Genomic DNA, 11,210 nt, shown 5'->3' with positions numbered 1-11,210 from the left:
CCTACGTCCCGCCGGCCACCCCGCCGGTCCCGGCGGTCGAGGGCACCCCGCCCGGCTTCGTGCCGGGCAACCCGGCCTATGTGCCACCCGGTGCGGGCACCGTGCCGCCGGTCCAGCAGCCCGAGCCACGTCTTCGCGACCGCATCATCGGGCGGCTGCCGCTCATCAACCGGTTGCAGGGTCCGGGAGGGTAGCGGGTCTGTCGGTGGCCTTCGGCAGGATCGCCTGCCATGAGCCAGTCACGACGGTCACTGACCTTCACCAGATCCGCAGCGGTGGTGATCACTGCGGGTATCGGTGTCGCGAGCTTCGTCCTGTCCTTCGCCGCGCTGCGTGACCTGGCGGCGCGAGCCGGTGTCCCCGGGCAGCTCGCCTGGCTGTGGCCGCTGATCGTCGACGGGACGATCCTGCAGGCGACGATGGCCGTGGTGGTGCTGGCCGGCTATGAGGACCAGGCCCGCAGCCGTCGCTACTTCTGGACCGTGTTGACGTGCGCGGCCGCCGTGAGCGTCGGCGCCAACGCCCTGCACGCCGTGATCCCCGCAGGCGCGCCGATGAACCCGTGGCTGGCGGCGGCGATCGCCGTGGTGGCGCCGGTGAGTCTGCTGGCGGCCACGCACGGGCTCAGCCTGCTCAGCCGCATCCCTGGGCCTCCGGAGGCCGGCGGCGCCGGTCTCGACGACGAACACGCGTCCGTCGCGGCCGACGCCACCGTCACCGAACTCGTCGAGGAGCCCGTCGGGCAGGCGTCGGCGGACATCGGCATCGCGGCGCGCCAGCCCTGGGAGTCGATGGCCGAGGCGATCGCCTCGCGTGACGACCTGCGGGGGCTGTCCGCCGACGATGTCGCCGGCGTGCTGCACCTGAGCTACGAGCGAGACCACTCACCGCAGGCCATCGCCCGTCAGCTCGGGTGCGACCGCCGGACGGTGCTCCGGATCATCGATGCGAGCGCGGAACTGCTGCGGTCGGGCGACGTCAGCGTGGAACGCCTGGCGGTGTAGGCCCCTCACGCGCCCCGGCTGAGGCGGTCCAGCACCGCGTCGAGGCTGACCACCTCGTCGGCGACACCCTTCAACTCCCGGGCCGTGGCGTGGTCCCAGAACGCGACGGTGGTCGGGAAGCCGCGCGACGACAGCGAGTGCACTCCCGGCGTCAGCTCGCAGTCACCGGCGATCACCACCGCACGGTCGCCGGGTTCCATCGCGGTGAAGGAGTGCTCGACGAGTTGCGTCGCGATCATCACGTCGAACTTCGTGGCGGTGTCGCCCGGCGCCTCCCGGTCGAAGACAACAGCGTCCACTCCGTCGAGCGACCAGATCGTGTCGACCTGGTGTGGCCGGACGCCGAAGAGCGAGGTGTGCCCGCCGCGCTCGGCCTGCGGGCACACCGCTTCATACAGTCGGCCGTAGTCGAGGTTCCAGGCGCCGTCGACGATGTCGCGGCTGATCGCGTCGTGCAGCGAGGAGGCGAAACCCCGCCGGACAGCCGCGAGCCGCTGCCCCTCCCAGCAGACCGAGGGTCCGTCGATGTACACGAATCGGCGCATGGCGTTCGTGACGTTACCCGCACCGCCTGGACTAAGAATTCATTGAGAGAATTGTCGACCGCGATCAGCGGGACCGTGTGCGGCCGGCGCTGTGACCTGCAGGCATGCCGCCGAATCGGTCGAATGATGCGAAAGGTCCGATTCGTTGTCGTGACAACTCCGTGACTCGACCGTGACATTTGCTGGAATTTGCATCTATCGTGCATCGGGTGGGAAGGCATTCGGTGACCGCCGACCGCCGACGGGTGTCGGTTCTCCTCGGCGCATTCGCTTCCCCGGCCATCGTCTTCATGGGCGTTGGGGCCAATCTGTCGCCCGACGCCGAACGTCCCGAAGCCCAGGTCGCTCCCGCCCCCGAGCCGGCCGCGCCGTATGGCATGGAACTGGTCGCCGGGGCCGCACCCGCGCTGGCGTGGATGCCCGCGTCCGCCGATCCCGTCGCCGTGCAGCCGCCCCCGGCATCGAGGTACCGGATCGTCGACACCGCCAAGGCCGAACGGATCCTGCACGCCGGCGACGCCCCCGAGAGCGGCCTTCAGGTCAAGACCATCCTGGCTGCCCGCAGCATCAGCGCGGCCTTCCCGGAGATCAATCAGATCGGCGGCGTGCGGTCCGACGCGTTGCGCTGGCATCCCAACGGTCTGGCGCTCGACGTGATGATCCCCAACCCGATGTCGGCCGAGGGCATCGCCCTCGGCAACGAGATCGTCGCGTTCGTCCTGAAGAACGCCGAGCGTTTCGGTATGCAGGACGCCATCTGGCGCGGGCGCTACATCACGCCGAGTGGGGTGCGTAACGGCGGATACGGCCACTTCGACCACGTCCACATCACCACCACCGGCGGTGGCTACCCGACCGGGGACGAGCTGTACTTCCGCTGACCGTCAGGACGACCCGGCCGGCGGCACCGGCAGCGTGCCCATCGGCCGGCTGTAGGCGGATTCGACGATCGGACGCAGGCGGGCGTCGTCGATGACCTTCTGAGAGTTCGGCGTCCATTCCTGCGTCACCATCGGCAGGAAATAGGTGGCCGGAGCGCCCAGGATGTAGGTCGCATTGCCCTCGACGAACACCTTGTTGGCGGGATCGTTCAAGCCGATCTTGCTGTAATCGCCGTGCACCTGACCGAGCTCGCCTTTACCGCCGACCACCGTTGCGGCGCTGCGGTTCTTCTTCGCCGCCGCATTCGACAAATCGTTCGGGCAGTCGGCGTAATAGTCGTACTGACGCGCGATCACTTTGACAGTGAATGGTGTGTCGTCCGGGAAATTGTTGCCGCCATAGGCGGCCACACATCCGCTGTCCGGCACATTGGCGCACCCGTTGTACTTGCTCTCCAGGTCGCCGGTGAGTACGAACTGCACCGTCGCCGGGTCCACGGCGCTCGTCGGCCCGTAGCGCCGCAGCCAGGCATCGATGACCTGCGCGCCCTGGCTGTGGCCCAGCACGACCTTCTGTCCGGGCGTCGAGCGCAGTGCCTGGTCGAGATTGTCGGCGCCCTTGTTGGTGTTGGTGGCGCCGGGGAAGTTGTTGTACGGGACCTTGACCTTCACATTGGGTGCGGCGAAGAGCTCGCCGCGAAGCCAATTGGACGGTAGTTCACGGAAAGCCGGCGCCAGTGTCAGAACGGTCGACCCGCCCGGTCCTGGTGCGGCGTGCGATGCGGCCGGTGCGACGAATGCCGCGCCGGTGAGCATCATGAGCGCGAGTATCGCTGCCAGAATTATGCGTTTCACCGGTGCCCTCCCTCACAGGTGTCCCCGGAATTGCGGGTGCCCGAATGGGCACCTGCCTGTATAGCTCTCTTCGGCCGTGATTTCGGGGGCAGACATTCGATGGACATTGGACTGACGCCGAATCGACATTGCGCTCGGAAAACACGACGGCCCCCTCGTCGCCGAGGGGGCCGTCGCTACCAGCGGTTCCGAATCAGCTCTCGGAGCTCTCCGACTTCTTGTCGTTGTCGTCGGACTTGGGCTTGTCGTCCTTGGTGTCGGTGTCGCCCTTCGCCTTGTCGTCAGCGCCGTCCTTCGTGGCCTCCGACTCGGTGGTCTTCTTCTTGGGCTTCAGCGAGTCCGTGAAGCTCTTGACTCCCTTGTTGAAGTCGTCACCGGCCTTCTTCAGCGCCTTGAGTCCGTCACCGGGCTGGTAGCCCTTCTTGACCGGCGTGGTCGAGGCAGGAGCTTCCTCGCCCTCGCCGCCGACCTCGATGATCTCGTCGGTGGCGCCAGTGGCGCCGGTGGCGGGCACCGTGGTCGGCACCGTGGTGTTGCCGGCCAGCACGGCCGTGTCCTTGATCGCACCGTCCTCGATCGCGGCAGGCACCTCAGGCGTCGGCTCGACCTTCACGTCGACAGTGCCTGCGGCCGGACCGAAGGCCGCCAGCGCGTCGGGCGCGGACCGTTCCGTGAGCGTCGTCGGCGCCGGCGGCAGCTGCGGGGTCACCGGCGTACCACCCAGTGCGGTGATGATCTGGTTGGGCAGATCCACCGCCAGGTACTTGAACAGACCGGCCTGCTGCTGACGCGGGTCGAGCAGGCTGGGCCATTCCTCCCCGCCCGGGCTGAAGCTGGGCGCGAAGCCGTTGACGAACGCGTTGACCGTGCGGATGGGCAGGTTGGTCAGCTCGTTGATCGCGAGTTCGGTGTCGCCTGCCTCGTAGGCCGCCATGGCGTCGTCCAGGACCTGCGCGACCTGGAAGAACGACGTCTGGAACGGACCGACCGCCGCACGGACCAGCGTCTGCTCGTTGAGCACGTTGATCAGGTTGTCCAGACGGTCGAAGCCGGGCAGGGCACCGTCGAATCCACCGGCCACCTCGCCGCCCAGGAAGTCGCCCGGGATGGAGAACAACGGGACGATGCCCGCAGGCGTGCCGCCGATCAGCGGGCGGAGGTTGTCGAGGACGCCGAACACGAAGAAGCTGTTCAGCTCGAACGCCATGTTGGTGAACTGGCCCTGGTCGGGGTCGTCCGCAGGCGGGTCGTAGACCTGGAGATCCGCCAGCAGCGTCTGGAACTCCGTGAACGACAGCTGCATGCGCTCGAAGAGGCCGTCGTAGTTCTCGTTGACACCCTCGGTGGCGGGATTGTCCTCCCGGCCGAAGAACGCGATCTGGAGGTCGTCGCCGTAGACGGACTGGAACTGCGACAGGCGCGTGAACAGCGCCGTCGGGTCCGACAGGTTGCCCACGAGGATGTTCGACAGTTCGCCGGGCAGGTCGGCGTCGGCGAACGCCGCCGCCACCGCGGCATAGCTGTTCGTGGCGTTGCTGCCGAGGTAGCCCAAGTTGAGCTGCGACTCCGCGAAGAAGTTCTGCAGCAGAACGAGCGGGTCCGCGGCGGCCGTCAACGCGACCGCCCGCTCCTGCGCCTGGGCCTTGATCTTGATGTCGTCGTTGATGGGCGACACGGGGGCAGCAGCGATGGCCGTGGCCCCGGCGACGGCGATGCCGGCGGCGAGGAACTTGCTGACGCGCGAGGGCGAAGCGGCGGCATGCCGACCCGACTCTGCGCGATGGGCTTTGTGCACTTGGTCTCCTGGTCTAAGTAACTGAGGGTTGCCTTATCAGGCAGACGGACAGTAGCTGAGCGTTACCTGAGGAACAATGGCTACGTCTCACCTGCGAGAACGATCTTGATTCGACAATCGTCTGTGAGGAACCTGAGACAAAACCGTCAGCGAGTGCCTTAGCTGCTTCCCGCCTGCGGCGGTTCGCTCGGAATTTCCAGCCCCGTCAATGAGGGGCGTGTCCGGTACGCGAAAGGTAGCCCCCCCACGGCGGCCTCCTCGCCCGTAATCTGAGCGAACTCACCCGCTCCGCGAATATGGGACATGAGCACCAGATTTAGGCGAGGCTGCCCTAATTAAGCTAACCTAATAACCTGATCCGAGGAAGTCGCGGGCGCGGCCGGATGAGGCCGGCGCCGTCTGGTGATCGGTTCACGATTCGGCCATTAAGTGAATGATCATTCGGGTTCGCGAACCGATCTGCCGATGAAGCTGAGCGGGCAGGTGTGATCCTCGACACAGCAACCGACCTGAGAGCGATCTCAGTGTCCTGAGGCCGGGAGCGCCGCTCGTGGCGGCGACATCAGGCGGGATTGCACATCTTCCAGGAATCGCCCTCGCGCAGGAGTTTGAGCGTGACTCGCGGCGATGGCGGACGGGTGACCTCGACGGTGGCGGTGTCGCCGTCGACCGAGATGGCGCCGAAATTCACGGCACGGCGCTCCCCGGCCTTGATGGGCCCGCCGTCGACGGTGCCCTCCATGCCGTCGGCGAACTGTTCGGCCTCCGCGGCACACATGAGCGCCGACATCTTCTCGGTGTCGGCGGTGTCGGAGGCTTCAGCGAACCGGCTGACCGTGTCGCGGATGCCCGCCAGCTGCTTCTCGCTCTGATGATGCTGGTAGCCCCAGATCCCACCGGCGACGCCTGCGACGGCCAGCACGCCGACGATCGCGGCGATGATCCACTTGCGGCCCGAGCGCTTCGGCGGCGGTCCGCCGTGCGGCGGCCCGCCGTAGGGAGCTCCGCCGTAGGGAGGTCCGCCGTAGGGGGGTCCGCCCGGCGATCCCCACTGCGGTGGGGGAGGTGGTGGTCCCCAGCCCGGCGGCCCTGCCCACTGCTGCGGCGGCGGTGGCTGCTGCGGCGGAAACTGTGGCGCAGAGAACGGATCCGGTTGGGGGCCGGGCCACGGTCCGGGGAATGTCATCGTCACTCTTCCAACGGCATGGTCATGAACCGGTCGAGGGATTCGCCGAACGGCTTCAGCTCGAAGTCGGGTTCGAAGTAGGTGACCGCACTGCCGGCGGGCAGGTCCGGTGACGTCAGCAGATCCCCGTGCGGACCGCGTCCGGTGACGCGCAGCAGCCGGCGCATCTCGGGTGCTTCCGCTGCCGTCTCGTACCACTCGATCCGGGCGGAGTCCTCGGGGTCACCCCAGTACGCGGCCAGCGTGTTCATGAGCGAGGGCGGGGTCAGGCCGCAGGATTCCCGGTCCCATGTGGTGAAACCGGCGTGAACCCGGCGCAGGAAGGTCTGCACCGGCGGCGGCAGCGAGTCGAACAGCGGTGGATCGTGGTCGCCGAACGTGGCCGGATCCTCGCCCATCCACACGCCGTAACCCTCGCCGGCGCTCGCCGCCACCACGTAGTCGAGCGACGCAGCGCCGATCCAGGGATGTTCGACGACGCGGACGTCGACGAGGTCGTCATGCAGTGCCTGCGCGAAAGTCGGCACGAGGGCCAGGAAGTCGTCGTTCCAGAGGGCTAGCGCCGCCTGCCTGCGGTCTCGGGGATCCGAGGAGTCGGCTATCGGCCACCATGCCTGCGGGATCGCGGCGCGGGTCTGTTCCCCCGGCTCGAGGATCGTGAAGGGCTCTGTCTCCCAGGGCATCGCGGCCGCGAGGGCCTCGTGGTCGATTCCGGCCATCGATGAGTCTCCCCGCGCTAGGGCAGCTGGCTGTCGGCCAGTTGCGCGATCAACTCGGTCAGTTCTCGGCGTTTCTCGTCCTGCAGTGCGACCTGCTCGTCCTGCCACTGTGGATCGACACCCTGCATGTCGGCGGCCGAGCGCGAGTTCTTGTTCTTCGCATTCACCACGGTGGGCAGCCACTGCAGGTTCACCGGTGCGTTGAGCACGAGCCACATGTTCTCCGGCGTCAGTTCCATGAACCGCGGCAGATACATGATCTCCACCTTGGGCACGATGTGATCGGCCGAGACCGCCGGTCCGCCTCTGGCATTCGTGCCGATGGGCCGGTCCGGTTGCGACGGGTGCCTGTCGTCGCTCGCCGGCCGGGGCGCGCCCTGCAGTGAGACGTTCGGGTAGGGATACTCCGGACTCTTCTGCTTGTTGATCGCATCCCACAGCGGTTTGATCGGGCTGCTCGGCGGGATCGTGATCCGGGTGCCGAGGGTGGGCAGCGGCGTGGGAGGGGTCCATCCGCTGGGGACCTTCGTCTTGGCGACGCCGATGTTGTCCAGCGCAACCTTGTTGAGCGGTTTGGTCGGGGGTCCGCCGGCGCGGAGTTTGTCGGTGACCGCGGCACAGGCCTGCAGCTGACCGAGTTTGGCTGCCTTTTCCCCGTTGAGCTGGTCGGCTTCACGGTTGTACGGGACGACGATCTCCGGCGGACCCACGCCGCCCGGCAGTCCCCGCGCATTGTGCTCGTCGATCTTGGCCATGGTCGCTTGCAGCGAGGCGACCTGCGCGGGGCATGCGGCCTCGTCGGCATGGGCGGTAGGAGGTGACCAGCCACCGAGCGTGACCGCGATCATCACGGCCACGGCCGTCACCAGTGCGCGGACGGACCGCCGTGTCGCCATGACCGATCTCCCCGTGACAGCCGAAGGTGTGCCCTGATCCTAAGGCCGTCACGAACCCCGGGTGATCGCAGATTCTGCCGTCGCGCCGACGGCTGTCGCGGAACCGGCGACGGACTTCGGCGGGGTTTGCGCCCAGTTTCGCGCCCGTTCCGTTTACGGTACGGGGGTGTCGAGCATGGATCGCCGAAGCGCAATGTTGATGTTGGGGTTCGGGGTGGCTGCTGCTGCCCTGCCCCTACCCAAGGCTGGGGCTCAGCCGGTGATCGGCGATGCGCCGCCCGGGCCACCCCCCGGTGTGCCGGGACTGCCCGGGGCTGCAGCGGAGCCTGGACCTGGACTGTTGTTCGCCGATGAGTTCAACGGACCGGCCGGTGCGCCGCCCGACCCGGCGTCGTGGTTCATCGTTCCGGCCCGTGAGACGATCCGGAACCCCGTCGAATGGGACAAGCCGTTCAACATGGGCCGTTATGTCACCGACCAGGAGCACGTGTTCCAGGACGGGATGGGCAACCTGGTCATCCGGGCCACCCGGGGTGAGGGCGCGAACATCCAGGAGAAGTACGCCAGCGCGAAGGTCATCGGCAACTGGCGCGGCGGTGTCGGAACCACATGGGAAGCCCGCATCAAGCTCAACTGCCTGACCGACGGTGCATGGCCGGCCTTCTGGTTGATCAACGACAACCCCGTTCGCGGCGGTGAGATCGACCTCGTGGAGTGGTACGGCAACCGGGACTGGCCGTCGGGCACCACCGTGCACGCGCGGCTGGACGGCACCCAGTACCAGACCCACAAGCATCCGATCGACGGGGCATGGCACACCTGGCGCATGACGTGGCAGCCGGCCGGCCTGTACTTCTGGAAGGACTACCAGCCCGGAATGCAGCCGTTCTTCACCGTGCCGTCGAACTCGCTGCCCGAGTACCCGTTCAACGACCCGGGCTACACGATGGCCCCGGTGTTCAACATCGCCGTCGGCGGCTCCGGCGGTCGTGAACCCGCAGGCGGCAACTACCCCGCGGACATGCTGATCGACTGGATCCGGGTCTTCTAGCCCTCCGCCTTTTGGAGATCACGCCGTGATGGCGAGCTGTGAATGCCGCTGTCCGGGAATGTGATTCACTGAAACGGATCGCGAGCGGGCGCCGATACGCGTGGCGATCGTCCGGCTGACGGCGGCTGTGACGGCGTGCGCGGCCTCATCGAGGAGCATGTGTCCGGCGTCTGAAAGGTGCACATGCGCGGCGCCGGGGATGGCGGCGGCCATCTCGTGCGCGTGGGACGGCGGGGTGAGCAGGTCGGCGCCGCCGCTGAGGACGATCGTCTCGGCACGGATCGAGCCGAGCGTCGAGAGCTGGTCGAAGGACCGCAGGCCGGGCAGGAACCCGATGGCGGTGTCGAGGGTCGTGGCTGCGGCCGAAGTCTCGGTGAACAACCTCGAGAGTGTCGAGCGTGCGTCGGCGTCGCACCGCAGCGCCAGAGCCGCGTAGAGCGGCCTGCTGAGCAGGGAAAGGGCGCGGTGCGGCGTGACGGCGGCCAGCCCGCACAGGACATTCGTCGCCGGATTGGCCAGCAGGCGGGCGATGCCGCGCTCGGTGAGTCGGCCGGCGGCCGTCGCGGCGAGGACCAGTCCGGTGGGCTCGACGGGGCGATCAGCGGGAGGGCGGCCGAGGTACGCGAGGGCGACCATCCCGCCCATCGAGTGTCCGGCGAGGGTGAGTGGGCCGGTGACGCGAAGGGCGGTCAGCACGCCGGCGAGGTCTTCGGCGAGTTGGGTGACCGTGTAGGTGCGCTTCGGGGCCGAATCCGACCTGCCATGGCCGCGGTGGTCGTAGCTGATGACCCGGAGACGATCGCCCCACTGCCGAGTCAGGTGATCGATCTGGCCGGTCCACGAGTCTCTGTCGAGGCAGAGACCGTGCAGGAGGACGACGGTGGCCTGGGCGTCGGCGGGTCCCTGGTCCCGCACCGCCAGCTGCACGCCGCCGCGGACGGTGACGGTCCGTTCGATCACCGTGGGGCGTCGGCGCCCGGTGCAGGCGGTGCGCGGGTGGCGACGCACGGACCTCGGGGCGCCCGTGGGGGCGGTGGGTGTCGAGGTCGCTGTAGCCATGAAAGAAATGGTCGCGGAACCGGGGGTCGCTCCGTAATCGACGCGAGGCCAGAGTTCACCGCGCGACGGCAACAGTTTCCTATCCGCGGGGTAAGGCTCGATCCGTCTCAAGCCCCTTCGAAGTAGGACCGGAGCTTCAGCGCCGCCCTTGGACTCCGGGATTGCGACGCCGCAGAATGTGCTCGCCTTGGTATGAACCCGAACGCGAGAAGAGCACGGAGGACGGCAGTTTGGTTGGTCTGAGTAGGTCAGTCGGCGCTCTTGTGGCCGCGTGAGGGGACGAAGGGAGAGAACGTTCCGTCCTGTAGCTGCCGGCGAGCCTCATGGTCGTAGGCCGGAAGCGCCTGGTTCTCCTCGATGAACGCGCCATATGCGGCCATGGCCGACTGGACTTTCGGATGGCCGAACATCGCCAGGAGTCCGGCCTGCTCGACCTGCAGACCGTCTTCGAGCGGGAGGGAACCCCCTTCGAGCACCGCGCGCTTGATCACCGAGACGGCGGGTTTGTAACGCATGGAAAGCTTCTCAGCGGTCGCGCAGGCGGCCTCGAGAAGCTCGCCATGAGGCACCACCTCGTTCACGAGGCCCACCCGCTCGGCATCCGCGGGGGTGAGGACGTCGCCGCTGAGCATGATCTGCAGCGCTGCGGCACGGCCGATCAGGCGCGCCATTCGTTGCGTGCCCCCGCCCCCGGGCGGGAAGCCGAGGAGAACCTCGGGCTGTGCGAGTTCACCGCGGTCGGAGAGGTAGCGCAGATCGCAGGCCAGCGCGAGTTCGAGTCCGCCTCCGGCTGTGGCGCCGTTGATCGCGGCGATGTAGACGACACCACTGCGCCCCATCATCAACAATGTCTCGTGGAAACGCTGAAGGGCCACGACACCCCCTACCTGTGAGTCCTCGAGACGCGATTCGAGTCCAGGGATTCGCGTGAGCCTGCGGACCAGTCGCAACGCGATGCCGGCGCGCGCTTCGGAGATGGGCGGTGCCTGACGGGCGGCTGCCAGGAGTTCAGCAACGTCGTAGTGCGCAAGAAACAGGTCAGGCTGTGCGCCGGTCAGCACAACCGCACCGATTCCGTCGTCTGTATCGGCGCGTCGCACCAGCCTGTTGAGCTCTTCGACCATCTGCATCGTCATCAGCCCGTACGGCGGATTGTCGAACCGAGCGATCACCACCCGGCCACGCTGCTCAGTGCTGATCGTCATACCCACTCGGCTCC

Annotated in this window: 12 protein-coding genes; 4 read left to right on the top strand and 8 right to left on the bottom strand. The window is 67.6% G+C overall.

Annotated elements, in window-relative coordinates; translation table 11 throughout:
• Together Q2100_RS11810 and Q2100_RS11805 are read left to right on the top strand one after the other, a co-directional pair.
• Nucleotides 1-194: DUF7157 domain-containing protein (locus Q2100_RS11810; RefSeq protein ID WP_456094134.1), on the top strand; the 194-nt coding region annotated here is incomplete at its 5' end.
• A 36-nt stretch (nt 195-230) separates the two neighbouring features.
• Entirely contained in the window at nt 231-1,004 is a 774-nt protein-coding gene (locus tag Q2100_RS11805; RefSeq protein WP_302914211.1) for a DUF2637 domain-containing protein, read from the top strand.
• A gap of 5 nt (nt 1,005-1,009) precedes the next feature.
• Here the strand turns inward: Q2100_RS11805 and Q2100_RS11800 are convergent, their stop codons facing one another.
• Nucleotides 1,010-1,549 carry an NYN domain-containing protein gene (locus tag Q2100_RS11800; RefSeq protein ID WP_302914210.1) on the bottom strand — a complete coding sequence of 180 codons (540 nt, stop codon included), beginning with the start codon at nt 1,547-1,549 and terminating at the stop codon, nt 1,010-1,012.
• Nucleotides 1,550-1,758: 209 nt separating this feature from the next.
• Here Q2100_RS11800 and Q2100_RS11795 point away from each other — a divergent pair, with 209 nt between their 5' ends.
• Complete coding sequence (locus Q2100_RS11795) at nt 1,759-2,430, top strand: VldE C-terminal domain-containing protein (RefSeq protein WP_302914209.1); 672 nt, start codon at nt 1,759-1,761, stop codon at nt 2,428-2,430.
• A gap of 3 nt (nt 2,431-2,433) precedes the next feature.
• On the opposite strand, the gene Q2100_RS11790 is transcribed toward Q2100_RS11795, so the two are convergent.
• The 5 genes from Q2100_RS11790 to Q2100_RS11770 form a co-directional block, all read right to left on the bottom strand.
• A complete protein-coding gene (locus Q2100_RS11790) occupies nt 2,434-3,249 on the bottom strand; it encodes a PE-PPE domain-containing protein (RefSeq protein ID WP_302914208.1) in 816 nt (271 codons plus the stop codon).
• A 229-nt stretch (nt 3,250-3,478) separates the two neighbouring features.
• A complete protein-coding gene (locus tag Q2100_RS11785; RefSeq protein WP_302914207.1) occupies nt 3,479-5,080 on the bottom strand; it encodes a hypothetical protein in 1,602 nt (533 codons plus the stop codon).
• 562 nt (nt 5,081-5,642) lie between these two features.
• Complete coding sequence (locus tag Q2100_RS11780) at nt 5,643-6,266, bottom strand: Rv0361 family membrane protein (protein ID WP_302914206.1); 624 nt, start codon at nt 6,264-6,266, stop codon at nt 5,643-5,645.
• 2 nt (nt 6,267-6,268) lie between these two features.
• A complete protein-coding gene (locus tag Q2100_RS11775) occupies nt 6,269-6,985 on the bottom strand; it encodes a hypothetical protein (protein ID WP_302914205.1) in 717 nt (238 codons plus the stop codon).
• Nucleotides 6,986-7,002: 17 nt separating this feature from the next.
• Nucleotides 7,003-7,881 (bottom strand): hypothetical protein, encoded by an 879-nt coding sequence (locus Q2100_RS11770; protein WP_302914204.1) that lies wholly within the window; start codon nt 7,879-7,881, stop codon nt 7,003-7,005.
• Nucleotides 7,882-8,056: 175 nt separating this feature from the next.
• Between Q2100_RS11770 and Q2100_RS11765 the strand changes: the two genes are divergently transcribed.
• A complete protein-coding gene (locus Q2100_RS11765; protein ID WP_302914203.1) occupies nt 8,057-8,932 on the top strand; it encodes a glycoside hydrolase family 16 protein in 876 nt (291 codons plus the stop codon).
• A gap of 18 nt (nt 8,933-8,950) precedes the next feature.
• On the opposite strand, the gene Q2100_RS11760 is transcribed toward Q2100_RS11765, so the two are convergent.
• Both Q2100_RS11760 and Q2100_RS11755 read right to left on the bottom strand, forming a co-directional pair.
• Complete coding sequence (locus tag Q2100_RS11760; RefSeq protein WP_302914202.1) at nt 8,951-9,991, bottom strand: alpha/beta fold hydrolase; 1,041 nt, start codon at nt 9,989-9,991, stop codon at nt 8,951-8,953.
• A gap of 248 nt (nt 9,992-10,239) precedes the next feature.
• A complete protein-coding gene (locus Q2100_RS11755) occupies nt 10,240-11,196 on the bottom strand; it encodes an enoyl-CoA hydratase/isomerase family protein (protein WP_302914201.1) in 957 nt (318 codons plus the stop codon).
• Nucleotides 11,197-11,210: the final 14 nt, after the last annotated feature.

The sequence above is a fragment of the Mycolicibacterium arseniciresistens genome, assembly GCF_030519285.1.
In the GTDB taxonomy this organism is placed as follows: Bacteria; Actinomycetota; Actinomycetes; order Mycobacteriales; family Mycobacteriaceae; genus Mycobacterium; species Mycobacterium arseniciresistens.
This window is presented reverse-complemented; position numbering and strand designations above follow the sequence as displayed.

Excerpts from the sequence above, each read along its gene's own strand:
- Q2100_RS11775 (WP_302914205.1), bottom strand. The coding sequence starts at position 6,985 with ATGGCCGGAATCGACCACGAGGCCCTCGCGGCCGCGATGCCCTGGGAG.
- Q2100_RS11760 (WP_302914202.1), bottom strand. The coding sequence starts at position 9,991 with ATGGCTACAGCGACCTCGACACCCACCGCCCCCACGGGCGCCCCGAGG.
- Q2100_RS11755 (WP_302914201.1), bottom strand. The coding sequence starts at position 11,196 with ATGACGATCAGCACTGAGCAGCGTGGCCGGGTGGTGATCGCTCGGTTC.
- Q2100_RS11790 (WP_302914208.1), bottom strand. The coding sequence starts at position 3,249 with ATGATGCTCACCGGCGCGGCATTCGTCGCACCGGCCGCATCGCACGCC.
- Q2100_RS11800 (WP_302914210.1), bottom strand. The coding sequence starts at position 1,549 with ATGCGCCGATTCGTGTACATCGACGGACCCTCGGTCTGCTGGGAGGGG.
- Q2100_RS11765 (WP_302914203.1), top strand. The coding sequence starts at position 8,057 with ATGGATCGCCGAAGCGCAATGTTGATGTTGGGGTTCGGGGTGGCTGCT.
- Q2100_RS11805 (WP_302914211.1), top strand. The coding sequence starts at position 231 with ATGAGCCAGTCACGACGGTCACTGACCTTCACCAGATCCGCAGCGGTG.
- Q2100_RS11770 (WP_302914204.1), bottom strand. The coding sequence starts at position 7,881 with ATGGCGACACGGCGGTCCGTCCGCGCACTGGTGACGGCCGTGGCCGTG.
- Q2100_RS11780 (WP_302914206.1), bottom strand. The coding sequence starts at position 6,266 with ATGACATTCCCCGGACCGTGGCCCGGCCCCCAACCGGATCCGTTCTCT.